Annotated in this window: 15 protein-coding genes and 2 pseudogenes; 9 read left to right on the top strand and 8 right to left on the bottom strand. The window is 70.7% G+C overall.

Translation table 11 applies throughout. The features are described 5' to 3' along the window. Positions 1-47: 47 nt before the first annotated feature. The 4 genes and pseudogenes from ABZ833_RS07130 to ABZ833_RS07145 all read left to right on the top strand — a co-directional run. Positions 48-1,019, top strand: a complete 972-nt coding sequence (locus ABZ833_RS07130; RefSeq protein WP_361042227.1) for a quinone oxidoreductase — start codon at positions 48-50, stop codon at positions 1,017-1,019. Between the two features lie 55 nt (positions 1,020-1,074). Then, complete coding sequence (locus ABZ833_RS07135; protein ID WP_361042230.1) at positions 1,075-1,956, top strand: TauD/TfdA family dioxygenase; 882 nt, start codon at positions 1,075-1,077, stop codon at positions 1,954-1,956. Then, a complete protein-coding gene (locus ABZ833_RS07140) occupies positions 1,940-3,232 on the top strand; it encodes an MFS transporter (protein WP_361042233.1) in 1,293 nt (430 codons plus the stop codon). Before ABZ833_RS07135 ends, ABZ833_RS07140 begins: the two co-directional genes overlap by 17 nt. Before the next feature lie 52 nt (positions 3,233-3,284). Continuing rightward, positions 3,285-3,629: pseudogene (locus ABZ833_RS07145) on the top strand (alpha/beta hydrolase); the annotation flags it as partial. Between the two features lie 86 nt (positions 3,630-3,715). Here the strand turns inward: ABZ833_RS07145 and ABZ833_RS07150 are convergent. The 7 genes from ABZ833_RS07150 to ABZ833_RS07180 form a co-directional block, all read right to left on the bottom strand. Next, complete coding sequence (locus tag ABZ833_RS07150; protein ID WP_361042236.1) at positions 3,716-4,102, bottom strand: VOC family protein; 387 nt, start codon at positions 4,100-4,102, stop codon at positions 3,716-3,718. A 569-nt stretch (positions 4,103-4,671) separates the two neighbouring features. Next, entirely contained in the window at positions 4,672-5,400 is a 729-nt protein-coding gene (locus ABZ833_RS07155) for a pyridoxamine 5'-phosphate oxidase family protein (protein ID WP_361042239.1), read from the bottom strand. Positions 5,401-5,497: 97 nt separating this feature from the next. Beyond that, positions 5,498-6,364 carry a universal stress protein gene (locus ABZ833_RS07160; protein ID WP_361042241.1) on the bottom strand — a complete coding sequence of 289 codons (867 nt, stop codon included), beginning with the start codon at positions 6,362-6,364 and terminating at the stop codon, positions 5,498-5,500. Between the two features lie 189 nt (positions 6,365-6,553). Further along, positions 6,554-8,974 carry a glycosyl hydrolase family 65 protein gene (locus ABZ833_RS07165; protein ID WP_361042244.1) on the bottom strand — a complete coding sequence of 807 codons (2,421 nt, stop codon included), beginning with the start codon at positions 8,972-8,974 and terminating at the stop codon, positions 6,554-6,556. Next, positions 8,971-9,717: an HAD-IA family hydrolase gene (locus ABZ833_RS07170; RefSeq protein ID WP_361042247.1), complete on the bottom strand. Its 747-nt coding sequence runs from the start codon at positions 9,715-9,717 to the stop codon at positions 8,971-8,973. The genes ABZ833_RS07165 and ABZ833_RS07170 overlap by 4 nt, the downstream gene beginning before the upstream one ends. Positions 9,718-9,966: 249 nt before the next feature. Next, on the bottom strand, positions 9,967-10,608 hold the full coding sequence (locus ABZ833_RS07175) for a hypothetical protein (RefSeq protein ID WP_361042249.1): 642 nt from the start codon (positions 10,606-10,608) through the stop codon (positions 9,967-9,969). A gap of 350 nt (positions 10,609-10,958) precedes the next feature. After that, positions 10,959-11,849, bottom strand: coding sequence for a universal stress protein (locus tag ABZ833_RS07180; protein WP_361042251.1), 891 nt, complete (start codon positions 11,847-11,849; stop codon positions 10,959-10,961). Positions 11,850-12,165: 316 nt separating this feature from the next. On the opposite strand from ABZ833_RS07180, the gene ABZ833_RS07185 reads away from it, so the two are divergent. The 4 genes and pseudogenes from ABZ833_RS07185 to ABZ833_RS07200 all read left to right on the top strand — a co-directional run bounded on the left by ABZ833_RS07185 (position 12,166) and on the right by ABZ833_RS07200 (position 17,853). Next, the gene (locus tag ABZ833_RS07185) at positions 12,166-14,550 is read left to right on the top strand and encodes a phosphoketolase family protein (RefSeq protein ID WP_361042253.1); all 2,385 of its coding nucleotides are present in this window, start codon (positions 12,166-12,168) and stop codon (positions 14,548-14,550) included. 82 nt (positions 14,551-14,632) lie between these two features. Continuing rightward, positions 14,633-17,278 (top strand): cation-translocating P-type ATPase, encoded by a 2,646-nt coding sequence (locus ABZ833_RS07190; RefSeq protein ID WP_361042256.1) that lies wholly within the window; start codon positions 14,633-14,635, stop codon positions 17,276-17,278. Positions 17,279-17,300: 22 nt separating this feature from the next. Beyond that, positions 17,301-17,357 (top strand): annotated as a pseudogene (locus tag ABZ833_RS07195) (hypothetical protein); the annotation flags it as partial. A 79-nt stretch (positions 17,358-17,436) separates the two neighbouring features. Then, a complete protein-coding gene (locus ABZ833_RS07200) occupies positions 17,437-17,853 on the top strand; it encodes a universal stress protein (protein WP_361043140.1) in 417 nt (138 codons plus the stop codon). A gap of 117 nt (positions 17,854-17,970) precedes the next feature. Here the strand turns inward: ABZ833_RS07200 and ABZ833_RS07205 are convergent, their stop codons facing one another. After that, the gene (locus ABZ833_RS07205; protein ID WP_361042258.1) at positions 17,971-18,456 is read right to left on the bottom strand and encodes a DUF5994 family protein; all 486 of its coding nucleotides are present in this window, start codon (positions 18,454-18,456) and stop codon (positions 17,971-17,973) included. Between the two features lie 296 nt (positions 18,457-18,752). Here ABZ833_RS07205 and ABZ833_RS07210 point away from each other — a divergent pair, with 296 nt between their 5' ends. Then, entirely contained in the window at positions 18,753-19,328 is a 576-nt protein-coding gene (locus ABZ833_RS07210) for a DUF5994 family protein (protein WP_361042261.1), read from the top strand. The last annotated feature ends 5 nt before the right edge of the window (positions 19,329-19,333 follow it).

The raw sequence follows: 19,333 nt of genomic DNA on the forward strand, positions 1-19,333 counted from the left end.
CTGATCCCCCGTACCCCGCTGATCCCCCGTACGAGGAGAGCCTCTCCATGGCACACGCCATCCGCTTCCACGAGACCGGCGGCCCCGACGTCCTGCGCCGCGAGCGCGTCGACGTCGGCGGCCCCGGCCCCGGCCAGGTCCGCGTCCGGCACGCGGCCATCGGCCTGAACTTCGCCGACACCTACTTCCGCACCGGCCTGTACCCGGCCCCGCTCCCCGCGGGGCTCGGCGTCGAGGCGGCCGGCGTCGTCGAGGCCGTCGGCCCGGACGTCACCCGGGTCGCCGAGGGCGACCGGGTGACGTACACCGGCAGCCCGCTCGGCGCGTACAGCACCGAACGGGTCATGCCCGCCGACTCGTTGATCCGGATCCCCGACGACATCGCCTTCGACACCGCCGCCGCCATGACGATGCGCGGCCTCACCGCCGCGTACCTGCTGCGTCGGATCCACCCGCTGAAGCCCGGCGATCCGATCCTCCTGCACGCCGCCGCGGGCGGCGTCGGCCTGATCGTCTGCCAGTGGGCGAAGCTGCTCGGGCTCACCGTCATCGGCACCGTCTCCACCGAGGAGAAGGCCGAACTCGCCCGCGCCCACGGCTGCGACCACACCATCCAGTACCGCACCGAGGACGTCGCGAAGCGGGTCCGGGAGCTGACCGACGGGGTCGGCGTCCCGCTCGTCCTCGACAGCGTCGGCAAGGACACGGTCGCCGGGTCCATGGCCTCGCTGCGCCGCCGCGGGCTGCTCGTCTGCTTCGGTACGTCGTCCGGTGTGCCGCCACTCGACGCAATGCAACTCGTCCTGCACGGCTCGCTGTTCGTCACGCGGCCGGCGCTCGCCGACTACATCGCCGACCCCACGGAACGGGACGACCTCGCCGGTGAACTCTTCGGCCATGTCGCCGCCGGCCGCATCGAGATCCGGATCAACCAGCGGTACGCCCTCGACGACGCCGCGACGGCGCACCGCGCGCTGGAGGCGGGCCGCACGACCGGCTCGTCCGTCCTCATTCCCTGAGCGCCACCCGACCTCAGCACCGCCCGACCTGATCACCGCCGACAGGAGAGCGCACATGACCGAGACCGCCACCCGATCCCGTACGCGCATCGAAGTCGAACCACTCACCTGCACCATCGGAGCCGAACTGCACGGCGTCCAGCTCGGTGAGGCCGCGCACGACGACACCCTCTTCGCAGAGATCAGGCAACTCCTGCTCCGCCACAAGGTGTTGTTCCTGCGTGACCAGAACCTGAGCCGTGCCGACCATGTCGCCTTCGCCTCCCGCCTCGGCCCGCTGGAGGACCACCCGGTCCTCGGCAGCGACCCCGACCACCCGGGCCTGGTCCGCATCTACAAGGACCTCGACAGCAAGCCCGAGCACTACGAGAACGCGCTGCACTGCGACGCGACCTGGCGCGAGTGCCCACCGATGGGGGCCGTCCTGCGCTGTGTCGAGACGCCCCCGGTGGGCGGCGACACGATCTGGGTGAACATGGCCGAGGCATACCGCAGGCTGCCCGAGCACATCCGCACGCAGATCGCCGGACTGCGTGCCCGGCACAGCATCGAGGCCAGCTTCGGCGCGGTGCTGCCGATGGAGCAGCGCCACCAGCTCAAGGCTCGCTACCCGGATCCGGAACATCCGGTGGTCCGCACCCATCCGGAGACCGGGGAGAAGATCCTCTTCGTCAACGCCTTCACCACCCACTTCGTCAACCACCACATCCCGGAGAACGTACGGTTCGGACAGGACCACACGCCCGGCGCAGGCCTCCTGCTCAACTACCTGATCAGCCAGGCGGCGATCCCCGAGTACCAGGTCCGCTGGCGCTGGACCGAGAACAGCGTCGCCATCTGGGACAACCGCTCCACCCAGCACTACGCCGTCCAGGACTACTGGCCGGCCGTCCGCAAGATGGAACGTGCGGGTATCGCCGGTGACCGGCCCGCGTGAGCCGAGGGCGATGACCCGCGGCTACGCGTGGCTGGTGTTCGCCCTCAGCTTCGGCCTGCTGCTGTCCGACTACATGTCGCGGCAGGTCCTGAACGCGGTGTTCCCGCTGCTGAAGGCCGAATGGCTGCTCTCCGACTCCCAGTTGGGCTCACTGAGCGGCATCGTCGCCCTGATGGTCGGTGTGCTGACCTTCCCGCTGTCGCTGCTCGCGGACCGCTGGGGCCGGGTCAGGAGCCTGGTCCTCGCCGCCGTCGTGTGGAGCCTGGCGACCCTGGGCTGCGCCGTCGCGGCCGACTACGGCCAGATGTTCCTGGGCCGCTTCATGGTGGGAGTGGGGGAGGCGGCGTACGGAAGCGTCGGCATCGCCGTGGTGCTGAGCGTGTTCCCGGTAGGCCTGCGGGCCACGCTCTCCGGCGCGTTCATCGCGGGCGGCGCCTTCGGATCCGTCCTCGGGGTGTCGATCGGCGGTGTCCTGGCCGGACACCTCGGCTGGCGCTGGACGTTCGGCGTGATGGGGCTGCTCGGACTGGTTCTGGCCGCCGTCTACGGCGTCGTCGTCACGGAGCGGAAACTGGCGTCGGCCGGCATCGGACCCGCCTCCGCACCGGGAGCGGAGGGCTCGATGCGCACGTTGCTGCCACGGCTGTTCTCCTCCGTCTCCGTGCTGTGCGCCTATGTCGGCAGCGGGCTGCAGATGTTCATCGCGATGGCGCTGCTGGCCTGGATGCCCAGCTTTCTCGACCGCTACTACGGGATGGCACCTGCCAAGGCGGGGCTTGCCGCCGGGGTCTTCGCGCTGATCACGGGGATCGGCATGGTCGGCGGCGGCTTGGTCTCCGACCGGCTCGGCCGCAGGAGTCCCCACCTCAAGTGGACCGTCGCCATCGTGTGCAGCGTGGGATCGCTGATCTTGCTCACTGGTGGGTTCCAACTCCCGCCCGGTGCGGCGCAACTCGCCCTCGTCGGCGTCGGAACGCTGCTGTCCAACGCGACCGCGGGACCCGCTGCGGCCATGGTGGTCAGCCTGACGCCGACCGCGGTCGCGGCGACGGCCATGGCCACGCTCACCCTCGCCAACAGCCTGCTGGGCCTTGCACCGGGCCCCGCGGTGACCGGATTGCTCGCGGACCGCATGGGCCTGGACGCCGCACTGTGCGTGGTCCCACTCGTCTCGATCGTGGCGGGCCTGGCCTTCGCCCTCGGCAGACGCCACTACGACAGGGGGCTCGTCTCGGCCACGGCTGGGCCCTTCAGAAAATCGGAGGTCAGGACATGACACATGAACCCCACCCCCCCACGCTTGCCCCACCCCCCCCACGGTCGTGCTCGTGCCCGGCTTGCGCGACCACGTTCCCGACCACTGGCAGACGGACCTCGCCGCCCGGCTCGCCGACGCCGTGACCGTGCCGCCCCTGACGGACGCCAGGGCCAGCCGAGACGCGCAGGTCACGGCGCTGAACGGCGTACTGTCGGGAGTGGAGGGCCCGGTGGTGCTCGTCGCGCACAGCGCCGGAGTGCTCACCACCGTCCATTGGGCGGCCCGGCACCACCACCCGGTACGGGGTGCCGTCCTCGCGACACCGCCAGACTTCGACACCCCGCTGCCCGACGGCTACCCCGATCCAGAAACGCTGCGGGAGAACGGCTGGATGCCGGTCCCGCGGACCGCGCTGCCGTTCCCCAGCGTCGGCCATGGAGTTCCTCCAACGCTTCGGCTGTGCCGAACTGTGACGATGGAGAGTTGGAGGGACGGTCGTGCTCAGACCAGGGTGGAGACACAGAACGGGTGGCCTGCGGGATCCAGCAGGACCCGCCACCGGTCAGGGTCCGGCTGGAAGTCCGGCTTGACGGCACCCAGGGCAAGCAGGCGAGCCTCAGCGGCCTCCAAATCTTCTGCGCCTATTTCTATATGGGCCTGCTTCTGTTGGGAGGGGTCCGGCCAAGTGGGGCGGCGGTAGTCGGTGACCCGGTTGAATCCCAGTCCGGCAGCTCCCTCTTGGCCGAGCAGGATGAAATCTTCGGTGGAGAAGACCACGGGCAGGCCGAGGGCCTTTTCGTAGAAGTGGGCCAGCTCGGCGGGGTCAGAGCAGTCGAAGGTGACGGCCGAGTAGCGGAATCCGGATGCTGACGTGTCTTCATGACTCATGGGCGAGACGGTATTAAGGATCTAGGACAGGCCGGGTCCTATTGCTGGACGAGACCGGCCAGGCCCTCCTCGACCAGACGGATTCGTTCACCAATGAGGTCATTCGCCATCAGCCTGTACGCGTTGACCGAACGGCTCGCCCCGGCGGAACGGGCAGCGGTCGCCATGACCATCCTGTGCGCCGGTGGTCCCCTGGGAACAGCCGGCGGACAGGCAGTGTCCGGTGGCCTCGCGAAGTCTCACGGCGTCGAAGGCGCTCTTCTGGTGTCTTTCGTCGTGGCAGCGAGCGCGCTCCTGCTTCCGCTCTGGGCATTCCTGACCGACAGGGGTCGCAACATCTGGATCATCGACCGCGTACCGGCCAAGAACCAGGTGTCCCGAGAGCACGTCGAACAGTCGCACAGTTGCTGTCAGGGACTGCCTGGCCGGAGCGGACAGGTCGGACGGTACGCACGCCACCTTCTCGATCACCGACCACAGCAGCGGACGCTCTGCCGCCGGCATCGCCCTGCCCGGCATCGACCCGCGCGTACTCGCAAGCCAGGTGTGGGCCCGGATCCGCGGGTGGGCTACTGCAGTTCGGGCCGCGCGACCGCGGACGAGAGATAGGTGTGGCGGGCGGCGATCCGGCGGCCGGTGAGCCGGGTGGGGGTGATCGCGATCCAGAGGTCGCGGTCGCCCCCCGCCCACGGCAGGGAATGTGCCCTCTCGTTCAGCAGACGCACCTGGACGGGGTCTGTGACCGCACGTGCCGTGCCTGACAGCAGGACGCTCCACGCCTGGCTGAGGGCGTCGTCCATGCGGTCCACCTCGAAAGCGACCCGGTTTCCCGCGGCGGACGCGGGAAGGGCGTTCGGGGCAGTCCGGTAAGCGACGGCATCCTCCGACAGGATGTAGTTGACCGGCAGGATGACGGGCCCGTCGGGCGTGGACAAGCCCACTCGCCCGATGCCGTGTGTGCCCAGCAGCCGATGGCACTCCCCGACACCCAGTTCGGTGAACTGCGGACGGTGGGGCGCTGTTGCGGTGCCGGGTGGGAGGTCTGCCGTGCCGCCTGCCAGTTCGGCAACCGTCGTCTCCAGCGCGTTGGCGAGGCTGGTCAGGAAGCCGATACCCGGTGACGTGACGGACTGTTCCTCCACGTATCTGATGTATCCGGGCACCGAGCCACATCGCTCCGCCACGTCCTGGCGGGACAGACCGAGTTGCTCTCGACGCCACGACACGCGTCGGCCCATGTCACCCTGCCGGTGGCGGGACGCGGGGGCGGTGGGACCGGGCGCTGAGGTGGGGGACATGGGAGAGCCTCCTGTCGTCGGCCGGAGGGGCTGCTCCGGCAGGGGAGCGGAGTTCGCGTCGGCGTCGGCTGTGCGGGTGCGCGGCGGTCGCGCTTGGTCAGGCGTGGGGCACCACGGCCACCGCGGTCACCGAGTGGTGCAGCACCGCGTGCGTGACGGAGCCGATGTGCGCGCCGACGTTCGCCCGGTGCTCCATGCGGCCCACGACGAGGAGACCGGCATCGCGCGACGCCTCCACGAGGTCGCGCGCGGGATGACCGAGCCGGCACCGCTCGGTGACGGCGACGGTGGGGAACTTCTCCCGCCAGGGCGCCAGAATCTCCGCGAGGACCTCGCCCCTCACCGTGGCCAGTTCGGACTGGGCCGACAGCATTGCGCCCGTCGGATCGCCGCCGTACAAGGGGGGCAGCTGCCAACTGTGCAACGCCCGCAGCGTGACCCCGTGCCGTTCGGCGTGGGCGAAGGCGAATTCCAGCACGGCGTCCGACGGCTGTGCGGTGTCCAGGCCCACCACGATATCGCCGGACGGCAGCCACTCCCGCGCGGACGACGTGTCCTCGGCCCGCACGAGGACGACCGGGGTGGTGCTGCGGGCCATGACCGCCAGTGACACGGAGCCGAGGAGGAAGCCAGCCAGTCGGCCAAGACCCCGTGAACCGAGCACCAGAAGTTCCTGGTCCTTCGCCGTGCAGAGGATTTCGGCGGGCCTGCCGAGCACGTCGTCGGTCGCCACATCGAGGTCCGGGTGCCGTATCCGGAGGGCCTCGGCCGCCGACTGCGCTCCGCCGTCAGGCCAGAGTGACCTCTTGGCACCGGCGAACGTCGCGCGCACCCCGGGGGACGGGTCCCGGACGTGGAGCAGCCGAAGCGGTAGTCGTCGCCGCGAAGCCTCACCGGCGGCCCACTCCGCGGCCGCCAGACTCTCGCGTGAACCATCGATGCCTGCGATCACGATGCGGGACATTGGAGCCTCCTGAGTTGGTCGACTTCGGGATGTCCCCACTCTCCCCGCGTCATGGGGGCGCGCAGCAGGGGCCGTTGGTCCCTCACCGTCTCCAACCGGCCCCGGCCCCGGCCCCGGCCCCGGCCCCGGCCCCGGCCCCGGCCCCGGCCCCGGCCGTCGCCGTGCGCCGGGTCCGGTCGAAGGCGTGCGTCACCGGTCGTGCAGCGGCAGCGAGCAGCTCTTGCCCGGGGCGAGGGACACCGTACGAGTGGGAAGCCTGATGTCGATCGGCGATCGCTCAGAGGTGGGCGCGCTGATGGAGAGCTCTCCGGCCCGTACCTGCACGGTGACCCCCTCATGCCCCTGATAGCGCACGGAGAAGCCGTATTCGGAGAGTCGCGGCAGCGAGACGGGGTCGAGCCACAGGGCTCCGTCCCGCGTCTCGAGGCCGGTGAGCCCGCGCTGGACCAGGTCCAGGGTGCCGGCCATGGCGCCGAGATGGATGCCCTCTTCCGTGGTGCCGCCCTGGACGTCCGCGACATCGCCCGCCAGCACCTCCTCGACGTACGTCCAGGCGTCCTCGCGTCGCAGGCGGGCAAGCACCCAGCCGTGCACAAGACCGCTGAGGGTGGAGCCGTGACTCGTACGCCGCATGTAGTGGTCGACGGTCCTCGCCCACAGCGCGTCGTCCAGTTCGTAGCCCAGCCTGGCGAAGATCTGGCGCAGTTCGGACGGCGAGAAGAGGTAGCCGAGCATGAGGACGTCGGCCTGTTTGGAGGCCTGGTAGCGGTTGGCCGTGTCGCCCTCCGCCTCCAAGATTCGGTCGAGCCTGCGGATGTCGCCGTAACGCGCCCGGTAGGCGCTCCAGTCGAGCTCGGCGAGCGTTCCGTAGCCCTCGAACTGGCTGATGACTCCGTCGTGGAAGGCCACCCGCAGCTTCCGTGACACCTTGTCCCACCGGATCAGTTCGGCTTCTTGGAGGCCGGTTCGCTCGCGTAGTTCGTCCTGGCGCGCCTGTGGCAGTGCGCGCACCGCGTCGAGCGCGCGGGCGAGTACCCAGGCGGCGGTGACGTTCGTGTAGGCGTTGTCGTCCAGACCGGGCATCGAGGATCCGGGGCAGGCGTCGTGGTACTCGTCGGGGCCGACCACGCCGAGGATCCGGTACCGTCCGGTGCTGTCGTCGTAGGTCGCGAGATCTGCCCAGAAGCGGGCGATCTCCGTCAGCATCTCCACGCCCTTGGTGTGCAGGAATTCGGTGTCCCCGCTGGCCTCGCAGTACTGCCACACGTTGTAGGCGATCGCCGATCCGACATGGTGCTGGAGTCGTGAGTGGTCGGGCAGCCATCGTCCGGAGCGGGGGTTGAGATGTACCTGCTGGGTTTCCTCGCGACCGTCGCTCCCGCTCTGCCACGGGTAGAGGGCGCCGGTCCGGCCGGCGTCGGAGGCCGCGTTCCGTGCCTGTTCGAGGCGCCGGTGGCGGTAGGTGAGCAGGGCACGGGAGATCTGGGGGAAGTGCAGGTTCAGATAGGGCAGGACGAAGAGCTCGTCCCAGAAGATGTGGCCCCGGTAGGCCTCCCCGTGCAGGCCGCGGGCCGGCACCCCGACATCGAGGTCGGCCGTGTGCGGGGAGAGCGTCTGCAGGATGTGGAACAGGTGCAGGCGCAGGATGCCGCCCGACTTCCCCGGTACGTCCAGCTCTGCGCTGTTCCACAGGCGCAGCCAGGCCGCGCGGTGCGAGATGAGGAGCGTCTCGAATCCCGGTGCCCGGCCTGCCCTGTCGACGGCGGCGTGCAGTGGATCACTGATGGCGGGGTCGCGTGAGGTGTGCAGAGCCACGACCTTGTCGACGGTGGTCGGACGGCCGGGCGCGAGGGAGAGGCGCAGGGACTGGGTGACCCGTAGGGCGCGAGGCTCGGTGTGGCGGCGTTCGACGGGGCCGTCGGCGGTCACACGGCTGGCCATGCCGACGCGGATCGCGGACGTACGGGTGCGGCAGGTCAGCCAGGCGGAGTCCGGTGTGCCGCGCCCGGTGCGGACGTCTGTGAGGTGGTGGCCGTCGAGCTGCCGGTAGCGGGCGACGCCGTGGTTGGTGACCGCCCCGTCCAGGGCCGCCTCTACCTCCACGCTGCCCGCCCATCCCTCAGCGGTGAACTCGGTGCGCAGCGCGGCGAGATGCGGGTCCGCCATGTGGACGAGCCGCAGCTGTCGCACGGACAGCACCCGCTCACCCCCGACCGAGTAGCGCATGGTGCGTTCCAGGGTCCCCGCGCGCAGGTCCAGGCGCTGGTGATGGTCGAGCAGCGCTGCGCTGTCCGGCGTGAGCCAGGGTGCGTCGGTGCTTTTCGCGTTCTCCGCGTTCTCCGCGCTCTCCGCGTCGATCCTGAAGCGCAAAGGGAGCCAGTTGGGCAGGTTGACGATGTCCTCGTTCTCGACCTGCCGGCCGGCCACCGTGGAAGTGAGCCGGTCGTAGCAGCCCGCGGCGTACGTGCCGGGGTAGTGGGCGTCGCCGGCCGGGCACTCGGGCGCGGCACCGCGGGTGGCGAAGTATCCGTTGCCCAGCGTGCAGAGTGCCTCGCGCAGGCGTTCCGACGCCGGGTCGTACCCGTGGTACTCCCAGGTCCATCCCGTCATGGCCGCGTCTCCCCGCCGTCGCCGAACAGTTCGGCCAGGTCCGTGACCACGACGTCGGCGCCGTGTCCCAGCAGCGCGGCGCCCGTGCCCGGACCCGCGGTACGGTCCACGCCGATCACGAGCCCGAACCCGCCGCGGCGACCTGCCTCGACCCCCGCCAGGGCGTCCTCCACCACCGCGGTGTGCTCCACCGGCGTGCCGAGCCTGCGGGCCGCCTCCAGGAACAGAGCGGGATCCGGCTTGCCCGGCAGCGCAAGCCGGGCCGCCTCCGCGCCTTCCACCAGGGCCGCGAAGAGCTCGAACACCCCGGCGCCCCGCAGCAGTTCGCCTGCGTGACGGGAGGCGGAGACGGCGGCCATCGGCACGCCGCGGGCGTGCAGTATCCGTAACAGCCGGACCGTTCCGGGATACGCCTCGATGCGGCCCTGGCTCAGGCGCTCCACGAAGAGCTGCTCCTTGCGGGCGGCGACCGCCCCCACGGTGCCCGTTCCCGGGAGGTCGTCGGGGCTGCCTGCCGGGAGCCGCAGCTCTCGCGAGGCGAGGAACGAGGCGGCACCGTCGAGCCGCGATCTGCCGTCCACGTAGCGCAGGTAGTCAGCGGGAAGGTCGAAGGGCCGTTCGGGCCCTGGGCCCCGTGAGGGGTGTGCGCGCAGACATGCGTCGAAGGCGGTCTTCCAGGCGGCGGCGTGGAGCCGCGCGGAGTCGGTGATGACGCCGTCGGTGTCGAACACGACGGCACTCATGTCTCGCAGTACGGGGAGGCGCGAACGGTCTCGAGCGGACGCGTGGCCTCCATCGGCGGCAGCGGGGCCGGGATCGGCGGTGGCGTTGCCGCGGGGGTTCTCCGCTGTGGTCCGCGGGTGTGCGCTCATGACGGTTCTCCTGTGATCGACGGGCTCCGGGCGCTCGCGAGGCAGGAGCGGGTGGCGACGCGAGGGATCGAGCGCTGGTGGCGGAGCGACGGGGTGGCGGAGCGGCGGGGTGGCGGCGGGTCAGAGGAGCCAGCGGTGTCGGCGTACGAGGGGCAGCCGAGCCCATGCGCCACCGAGCCCCCAGGTGCGCCCGGCGAGTGCCACGGCGAGCAGGACGAGGACGGCTGCGTACAACACGTGGTAGTCGACGAGCGGATTCGTCGACATGCTGGGCGAGCCGTCGGACAGGTGCTGGGCCGGAGGCCATTCCGCCACCCACATCAGGGCCATCATGGCCGTTCCGGCGAGTGCCGCGAGCCGTAGCGCGACACCGCTGGCCAGCGCGACGCCGACGCCCAGCAGGCCGAGCATGAAGGCCCAGTCCGCCCAGACATCACCGGCCCAGGCATGGAAGGTGCCCTCCATCGGCCCGGCCGAGACGCCGCTCAGGAAGCCCATCGTCGGGGAACCGCCGTCGAGCCATCCCTTGCCATGCCCGGTCGCGTAGCTCAGGCCGAAGGTCTTGTCGAAGAACGCCCAGAGGAAGGTGAACGCGGTGAGGATGCGCAGTACGGCGGCGGTACGTGCGAGAGCGACGGTGGGCGCGGCCGCTTCGTCGAGACGCGCGACCGTTCCGCCAGCCGCCGCACCCTGCGCCGGGGCCCTGCGGGAAGCGGGAAAGCGGATGCCCGTGCGTCGTCGGGGGCGTTGGTGCAGTGCCATGGTGTCCCGCCCTTGCTCATGTCACGCGAACTGTGTGAGTCCGTCCAGACTGTCCGCCGGGTCCGGGCGCCGGGACCGGTCCGATCGGTCCTCGGGCACCCGCCGAAGGTCCCTGCCCGGCGGGCCGGTTGGGGCAGGTCCAACGCAACGGGCCCCGCACGAGAGCGATCGAGGCCGCTCTCTTCGCCCCGCGCGTGACGTCGAGGTCGCGGCTGCCCGGGCGGCCCGGTCGGATGCCGTCCGCATGTCCCCCTCCTCCGCCCTGTCCGCCGACCGACGCGGCGTGCAGGGCAGTTGGACATCGGCACATGCCCGTCGGACGAGGCGTCGGCCGAATGACGATCGCCCCGTCAGGCGTGCGGTACGACGACCATCGGGCAGCGGGCGTGGTGCAGCGCCGCGTGGATCGTCGGCCCCGTGAACGGGCCGGAGCGGGGCCGGTCGCGCCGGCCGAGGACGAGGAGTCCGGCATCGGACGCGGCGTGCAGCAGCAGGCTCTGCGCACGGCCCTTGAGCGCTGCGGTCGTCACCGCCGTGCGGGGGTACTTCGCCCGCCACGGCTGCACCAGCGCGTCCAGGGCCGACTCGTGCTCTGCGGCCGCCTCGCGGCCACCCCCGGCGCCCCGGCCCGTCGCCGCGATCGAGGGCGGCCGGTAGCCGTGCAGGACCTGCACGGCGGCGCCGCGCGACTGCGCCGCCTCGAAAGCGAAGGCGATGGCCTCCTCACCGGGGTGTGCCAGGTCGATTCCGAGCAGCACAGCGCGGTACGGAGTGTCCGTCGAACTGTGACCTTCCACGTTCAACTGGTGTGCGTCCGAAGCCTGTTCGCCCGCCCGCACAAGGGCGACGGGGGTAGCGGACCGCGCCGTGAGGCTCAGGCTCACCGATCCCGCGAGGTAGCCGGTGAAGCCGTTGAGCCCTCGTGAGCCCAGCACAAGAAGCGCGCCCTGCGACGACGCTTCCAGGAGTACGGCCGGAGCGGGTCCCGGAATCTGCGCTTCCTCGACTTGCAGGTGCGGATACAGGGATCCGAGGTGATCGCGGGCCTCGCGCAGGATGCGCTGCGCCCACTGGCGCTGGCTGGTCGTCGAGGGGACGGCGGCGGAGGGATGCGGGGACCATGCCCAGGCGTGAACGAGGCGCAGTGCCGTGTCACGGCGCTGCGCCTCCCGCGCCGCCCAGCCGGCGGCGGCCAGGCTCTCGGGAGATCCGTCGATGCCGACGATGACGGGACGGAGCATGATGCTCGCCTCCTGTTGGATGTGGCTCTGCACAGACTCGTTCGGTTCGCACAGGCTCGTTCGGTTCGACCCTCGCACCGGCGGCCGTGACACAAGAGAGGCCACCTGGCGTCGGCTCGGGGCCGAACGGCCCCTCTCCCGCCGCCCGTCGCGGCGACCACGATGGGCGGCAGCGCGAGTCCGTCCATGGTCGTCAGCGCGGTTGGCGACCGTTCACGGCCGAGCGGTGAGCGGCGACCGTCACCGGCCAAAGGCCCCCTGCCACCGGCGGGGCGGACGGCCCGGAACGGCTCGCCATCAGCCAAGGGAGCGAGACATGGACAGCCCTGCCCGGGACGACGCCCGCTACCTCGACGACACCGCACTCGCGTCGCTGGACGCACACTGGAGGGCCGCGAACTACCTGGCCGTCGGCCAGATCTACCTGATGTCCAACCCGCTCCTCAAGGAGCCGCTGCGGCCCGAACACATCAAGCCCAGGCTGCTGGGGCACTGGGGAACCTCGCCCGGCCTCAACCTCGTGCACACGCACCTCAACCGCGTGGCACGCGAGCGCGGACAGGACACCGTCTGCGTCTGGGGGCCCGGCCACGGCGGCCCTGCCGTCCTGGCCAATTCCTGGCTGGAGGGCACGTACTCCGAGACCTATCCGGACGTCAGCCGGGACGAGGCCGGCATGGGCCGCCTGTTCCGGCAGTTCTCATTCCCCGGTGGTGTGCCGAGCCATGTGGCTCCTGAGACTCCCGGCTCGATCCACGAGGGCGGCGAGCTGGGGTACGCCCTGTCCCACGCCTACGGTGCGGCCCTGGACAATCCGGATCTCCTCGTCGGATGCGTGATCGGCGACGGCGAGGCAGAGACCGGGCCGCTGGCGGCCTCGTGGCACTCCAACAAGTTCCTCGATCCCGTCCACGACGGGGCCGTCCTGCCGATCCTGCATCTCAACGGCTACAAGATCGCCAACCCGACCGTCCTCGCACGCCTGCCCAGGGAAGAACTCGACGACTTCCTACGGGGCGTGGGGCACGAGCCTTTGCACGTCGAGGGCGACGAACCGCTGCGGGTACACAGCGCCATGGCGCACGCGATGGACACCGCGCTCGACCGGATCAGGACCGCGCAGCGGCGAGCCCGCGAAGAAGGCGTGAGCGAACGCGTCCGCTGGCCGATGATCGTCCTGCGCACACCCAAGGGGTGGACCGGACCGGCCGAGGTCGACGGGCTGCCGGTCGAGGGGACGTGGCGCGCCCATCAGGTCCCTCTGAGCGAGGTGCGCGAAAACCCCGACCACCTGCGCAAGTTGGAGCAGTGGATGCGCTCCTACCGGCCCGAGGAACTCTTCGACGAGGCCGGACGGCCCGTCGACGCCGTACTGGAATGCGTACCGGCCGGAACACGGCGGCTGGGCGCGAGCCCGCACACCAACGGAGGGCTGCTCGTCCACGACCTGCCGATCCCGCCGCTGGACCGGCACGCCGTACCCGTCGACAAACCCGGCACCACCCTGCACGAGCCCACCCGGGTCCTGGGCGGCCTCCTGGAAGCGGTGATGGAGAACACCGCGCAGCGGCGGGACTTCCGGCTCGTGGGACCGGACGAGACCGCCTCCAACCGCCTCCAGGACGTGTACGGGGCGAGCGGCAAGGCCTGGCAGGCACAGACACTGGACACCGACGAGCACCTGGACCCGCACGGCCGGGTGATGGAGATCCTCTCGGAGCACACCTGCCAAGGATGGCTCGAGGGCTACCTCCTCACCGGCAGGCACGGCCTCTTCTCCTGCTACGAAGCGTTCGTCCACATCGTCGACTCCATGGTCAACCAGCACATCAAGTGGCTGCGCACCTCCCGGCGTCTGCCCTGGCGGCGTCCCATCGCCTCGCTCAACTACCTGCTCACCTCGCACGTGTGGCGGCAGGACAGCAACGGCTTCTCCCACCAGGACCCCGGCTTCATCGACCACGTCCTCAACAAGTCACCCGAGGTCGTACGGGTGTACCTGCCGCCGGACGCCAACACGCTCCTGTCCGTGGCGGACCACGTCCTGCGCTCCCGCGACTACGTCAATGTCATCGTGGCAGGCAAGCAGCCCTGCTTCGACTGGCTGACGCTCGAAGAGGCCCGTGGACACTGTGCCCGCGGCGCGGGAATCTGGGACTGGGCCGGCAGCGAGAACCACGACGGAGAGCCCGATGTCGTCCTCGGGTGCGCGGGGGACGTCCCCACCCTGGAAGTCGTGGCCGCCGCCCAACTCCTGCGGCACCACCTGCCCGACCTCGCCGTCCGGGTCGTCAACGTGGTCGACCTGGCCCGCCTGCTCCCGCAGGAGGAGCATCCGCACGGAATGTCAGGCGCGGACTTCGACGCCCTGTTCACCCCCGACAAGCCCGTCGTCTTCGCCTACCACGGCTATCCGTGGCTCATCCACCGCCTCACCTACCGGCGCACCGGGCACGCGAACCTGCACGTGCGCGGATACAAGGAGGAGGGCACGACGACCACGCCCTTCGACATGGTGGTGCGCAACGACCTCGACCGCTACCGGCTGGTCATGGACGTCATCGACCGTGTCCCCGGACTCGCCGTCCGGGCCGCCTCGGTCCGCCAGGAGATGGTGGACATACGACTGCGCCACCACACCTGGATCCGCGAACACGGCACCGATCTCCCCGAGGTCAGCGACTGGACCTGGACCAACTGACCTCCAGGGACGGATATCGCATCACCGTCACCGCACCCCGTCACAGAACGTGTGAGCCGGAACCAGAGCAGTCGGAGCCGTCGTGTCCGTATCGTCCGATGTCCACCCCGACCCGACCCACGAAGCGGGCCTGAGCCGGGAACGGGCTGCCCGGCTGTTGACCGAGTGCGGCCCCAACACGCTTGCCCCGCCCGCCGCGATCTCCCTGTGGTCCCGCGTCTCCGCGCAACTCCGCGACCCGCTGATCATCGTGCTGCTGGCCGCGGTGGCACTGACCGTCGCCACCGCGGACTACGCCGACGCGATCATCATCAGTGTGGTGGTCCTGTTCAACACCACCGTCGGGGTGGTGCAGGAGGTACGGGCGGACAACGCGGTCGCCGCCCTCTTGGCCATGACCGCCCCCACCGCGCGCGTCCGGCGTGATGGCACGGAGCAGGAAGTCGCCTCCGCCGACGTCGTTCCGGGCGATGTCCTGATGCTCGGCGAGGGCGACATCGTGCCGGCCGACGCCACTCTCCGCCAGGCCGCCGCACTCCTGGTCGACGAATCGACCCTGACCGGCGAATCCGTCCCGGCCGACAAGGACGCCCATGGAACGGACCCGGATGCGGCACGGCTGCAGGCCGGGACGGTAGTGGTGCGCGGCCGAGCCGTGGCCACGGTCACCGCGACCGGAGCGCACAGCGCCCTGGGCGTGATCGCCGCCTCGCTGCATCCCGGGCAGCAGCTGACTCCCCTTCAGAAACGCCTGGCCGGGCTCGGGAAGGTGCTGGCCCTTGTCACTGTCGGGCTGTGCCTCCTGGCCCTGGGTCTCGGACTGCTGCGCGGTCAGTCCCTGGAGCTCATGGCCGTCACCGCGATCAGTCTTGTCGTCGCAGCCGTCCCGGAGTCACTGCCGGCCGTGGTCACCCTCGGTCTGGCCCTGGGCGCGCGGCGGATGGCTGCCCGCAACGCGGTGGTGCGCCGTCTCTCCGCCGTCGAGACCTTGGGGTCGGTCACCGTCCTGGCGACCGACAAGACCGGCACTCTCACCGAGGGCCGGATGCTCCTAGAACGCGTCTGGACCCCCCTCGGTACCGTCACCGTCTCCGGGACCGGGTACGAACCTGTGGGCGAGTTCCTGCACGCCGGTCTGCCTCCGACTCCCGCCCTGGCTGACGCCGTACGCGAAGTCCTCGTGACGGGGGCGCTGTGCAACGACGCCTCGCTGGTCCCGCCCGCCGAGGCGGCCACACCGTGGGCAGCCCTCGGCGATCCGACGGAAGCCGCCCTGCTGACCGGCGCCGCGAAGGCCGGTTGCGCCCGGGAGGGCCTCATCCTCGCCCGGCCCCGGATCGGGGAAGTCCCCTTCGACAGTCTCCGCAAGCGCATGACCACCCTCCACACCACACCGGCGGGAACGATCGACATCTGCCTCAAGGGCGCACCGGAAGCCGTGCTGGAGCCATCGCTGCTCGACGAGGAGCCCGAGGTGCTGCAGCGGGCACGCGAGGAGGCGGCCGCCCTGTCCGCCGAGGGCTACCGCGTCCTGGCGGTGGCAGCGGGCTCCCGCACCGCTCTGCCCGACCCCGCGGAGAAGAGCGAAAGCGGCCTGAGACTGCTGGGCCTTGCGGCCATCAGCGACCCGCCCAAGGCGGCGGCCGAGGCGACCGTGCTCGCTTGCCGGAGCGCGGGCATCACCTCCGTCCTCATCACCGGAGACCATCCGGCGACAGCCCGCGCCATCGCGGTGCGCGTCGCAATCCTGCAGCGCGACGAAGCCGAGCAGCCGGGGCTGGTGGTGACGGGCCGGGAACTGGCGGCAGGGCAGGTCCCCGACCTCACCGCAGTCCGGGTCTTCGCCCGGACCTCGCCCCAGCAGAAGCTGGACATCGTCGGGGCGTGGCAGGCACGCGGCGAGGTCACCGCCATGACCGGCGACGGCGTCAACGACGGCCCGGCACTGCGCCAGGCCGACATCGGCGTCGCGATGGGCCGCCGGGGCACCGAAGTCGCCCGTCAGGCCGCCGACCTGGTCCTCGCCGACGACGAACTCACCTCGGTCGTCGCGGCCGTCGAAGAAGGACGCCGGGTCTACGCCAACATCCGCCGCTTCCTCCTCTATGCCCTGGCAGGAGGCGCGGCAGAGATCCTGATCATGCTCCTGGGCCCCCTGTTCGGCCTGGCACTGCCCCTGCGCGCCGGACAGATCCTGTGGATCAACCTCCTCACCCACGGCCTGACCGGGGTGGCCATGGGAGCCGAACCCTCCTCTCCCGACGCGATGCACCGCCCGCCCCGCCGCCCGCAGCAGCATGTCCTCGGCGGCGGCCTGTGGCAGCGTGTCCTGCGGCTGTCGATCCTCGTCACGGCTGTGTGTCTCGGCGTCAGTCTCTGGGTCCGGCATACCGGCGGCCCTTGGCAGACGGTGCTGTTCCTGTCCTTGCTGGCCGCCCAGCTCGGAGTCGCACTGGGTTTGCGCGAGCGGGTTCTGACGCGCCGAAACCTCAGCCTTCCGGTCGCCGTGCTGGCCGCGGCAGCTCTGGGCGCCGCTGCCGTGTACGTACCCTTCCTCGCTCATCTCCTGGGCACCTCGGCCCTGTCCTGGCAGGACATCGGCATCACTGCTGCGGCCGGCCTCATCGCCTTCACCGCTGCTCGCACGGAAAGCCGCCTGGCGAAAAGCACCGGGGACTCCTCCACGGCAGCTGTCACGGTCAGAAGGAGAGGAATTGAGCCGACGTAGCGAGAGCCCGCACGGTCACGTCGTGGTCGGCACGGACGGATCCCGTACGGCGACGCATGCACTCCAACAGGCGGCCGGGGAGGCGCACCGCCGCCGGGTGCCCCTCGAGATAGTCCATGCCTGGCCCTGGGGCGGCGCGTATGAGCCCCTGGACGATGATGCGCCGGACATCCTGGCGAAAGCCGCCCGGCACGTCGCGGCGCTGGCCCCGGAAGTGCAGGTCACGAGAGGCCGGGGTGTCGGTCGTGCACGCTTGGGCCTACGGACGGAACGACCGCACGCACAGCGACCGCGAGTCCCGCGCACGGCGAGAGGAGTCGTCGACCGAGCTGGTCGTGGCTCCACTCCACAAGGAGCACCCCTTGGTGCAACTGGACAACCGCTCGGTACGTGTCGGCCCCGCTCGGGCACTGATCGACGCCGGCGCGAAGGGTGAGGCCGTGGTCATCGCCACGCACCGCCGGAAGTACACGCTGGGGATGCAACTCGGCCCGGTGACCCATGCGCTCCTGCACCATGCGCGCTGCCACGCTGTCCTCGTCCCGGTCCTGCCATCGAGGTTGGGCGCCTGCTGACCTTTCGAGGTACGTCGGGTGTTGCGGGGGAGGGGGTCCGGCAGTCGGCCTGCCCGGAGTTCTTCGGGCTCCCCCAGGGGAGGTGAATCGGGCCGGGGGGATCAGTCCTGGGCTCGGTCAAGGCGACGCCTCGGGTTCGGGCGTGGTGGCGATGAGGATCTGGGCGGCCTGGGTGATGTTGTCCGCGCGGACAGCTCGGGCCATCGCTTCGCGGGCGGCGTTGGCTGCGGTGTCCGGGGGAACTACCAGCAGGGCGAAGTGGTCGTTGTCGCCGCGGGTGATGAGGATGGTGTCGTCGCCGACCGGGTCGGAGTCGAGGTGCACGACCCGGTCGTCGAGGACCAGGCGGGTCGGGAGGCTGTTCCAGGCGGACGCGTCCACGCCCACCCGTGTGATCGGCCCGAGGTACCCGGTCAACACGCTGATCAGCGCGGGCAGCTCGGTCTCGATGTCGCGCGTGCGTGGCCACCACGCGCCGTCGAGGAGTCCCTCCCGGGATCGCGTGGTCTCCAGCCGCAGGAGGGCCGTACCGGGTTTGACCGCCTGGTGGATCGCATCCGGCAGGAGCAGTGGGGGCGTGTGGGAGATGTCGGAGTCAGCCATGTCGGTCCGCCCGTCTACGGGGTGCGGCCGTGCGCTGCCGCAAGCCGGCGCCCATGCCCACGCCCACGCCGGTGCCCGGCGGCGACGTGCACGAGCCCGCCTCGTTTCACGATACTCCCGCCTCCCGCTCCATCGCCCGCCGGAAAATACCTGGTCAACCCGGTCAGAGTGCACCGATCGGGCGTACAGTGACAGTACTGGGAGTACTTCGTACACCGGCTTTCACGCGGGTGTCATTTCCGGCGATCGCCTAAGAATCGGGCTGCCGACGGGCAGCCCGGGGGCAGGTCCGCATCATGACCACGACCCTTGACCGGACCGCGCCCCGCGACCTCGACGCAGAGTTCCCGGCTCGCTTGTCCCTCACTCCGAAGACCACCTTGCGCGGCCAGCTGGACGGGGCCTGGTGGCCCTGCTCCCGCGACCTCGAAGCGGAGCTCCCACCGCTCGCCGCTGCCCTGGAGGAATCCTGGGGGCGCATCACCCGCGTCACCGTCAACCCCACCCGCTGGCCCGTGGTACCGCACACGGTGCCCGTGGGCGGGCGCAGGCTGCACGTGGGCTGGTTCACGGAACAGGATCCCGACAAGCTCATCCTGCTCTCTTACACGGTGGGGCGCTGGGATCTCCTCGTCATCCCGCCCGAGACCGCACCCGCTGCTGCTGCCCGGCTGATGGCCGCCGCAGCGATACCAGGCAGCGTCCTCACCGCGGGCGTGTTGATGGCCAACGACGCCGTCATCGGGCGTGGCATCAGTGACGCCGTCCGCCGGGAAGCCACCTGGGAGGGCGAAGGCGGGGCCTGCATGTCCCCCTTCGGGAACCCGATGGGGCGAACCGCCCGCCCGCTGTCCGTAAACGGCTGGAGGTGAGCTCC

This window comes from Streptomyces sp. NPDC047525 (genome assembly GCF_040643025.1).
Classification (GTDB): Bacteria; Actinomycetota; Actinomycetes; order Streptomycetales; family Streptomycetaceae; genus Streptomyces; species Streptomyces durmitorensis.

Bases quoted from the DNA above. Each gene is read 5' to 3' on its own strand.
- ABZ833_RS07130 (WP_361042227.1), top strand. From the start codon at position 48: ATGGCACACGCCATCCGCTTCCACGAGACCGGCGGCCCCGACGTCCTG.
- ABZ833_RS07135 (WP_361042230.1), top strand. From the start codon at position 1,075: ATGACCGAGACCGCCACCCGATCCCGTACGCGCATCGAAGTCGAACCA.
- ABZ833_RS07150 (WP_361042236.1), bottom strand. From the start codon at position 4,102: ATGAGTCATGAAGACACGTCAGCATCCGGATTCCGCTACTCGGCCGTC.
- ABZ833_RS07155 (WP_361042239.1), bottom strand. From the start codon at position 5,400: ATGTCCCCCACCTCAGCGCCCGGTCCCACCGCCCCCGCGTCCCGCCAC.
- ABZ833_RS07160 (WP_361042241.1), bottom strand. From the start codon at position 6,364: ATGTCCCGCATCGTGATCGCAGGCATCGATGGTTCACGCGAGAGTCTG.
- ABZ833_RS07165 (WP_361042244.1), bottom strand. From the start codon at position 8,974: ATGACGGGATGGACCTGGGAGTACCACGGGTACGACCCGGCGTCGGAA.
- ABZ833_RS07170 (WP_361042247.1), bottom strand. From the start codon at position 9,717: ATGAGTGCCGTCGTGTTCGACACCGACGGCGTCATCACCGACTCCGCG.
- ABZ833_RS07175 (WP_361042249.1), bottom strand. From the start codon at position 10,608: ATGGCACTGCACCAACGCCCCCGACGACGCACGGGCATCCGCTTTCCC.
- ABZ833_RS07180 (WP_361042251.1), bottom strand. From the start codon at position 11,849: ATGCTCCGTCCCGTCATCGTCGGCATCGACGGATCTCCCGAGAGCCTG.
- ABZ833_RS07185 (WP_361042253.1), top strand. From the start codon at position 12,166: ATGGACAGCCCTGCCCGGGACGACGCCCGCTACCTCGACGACACCGCA.
- ABZ833_RS07200 (WP_361043140.1), top strand. From the start codon at position 17,437: ATGCGCCGGACATCCTGGCGAAAGCCGCCCGGCACGTCGCGGCGCTGG.
- ABZ833_RS07205 (WP_361042258.1), bottom strand. From the start codon at position 18,456: ATGGCTGACTCCGACATCTCCCACACGCCCCCACTGCTCCTGCCGGAT.
- ABZ833_RS07210 (WP_361042261.1), top strand. From the start codon at position 18,753: ATGACCACGACCCTTGACCGGACCGCGCCCCGCGACCTCGACGCAGAG.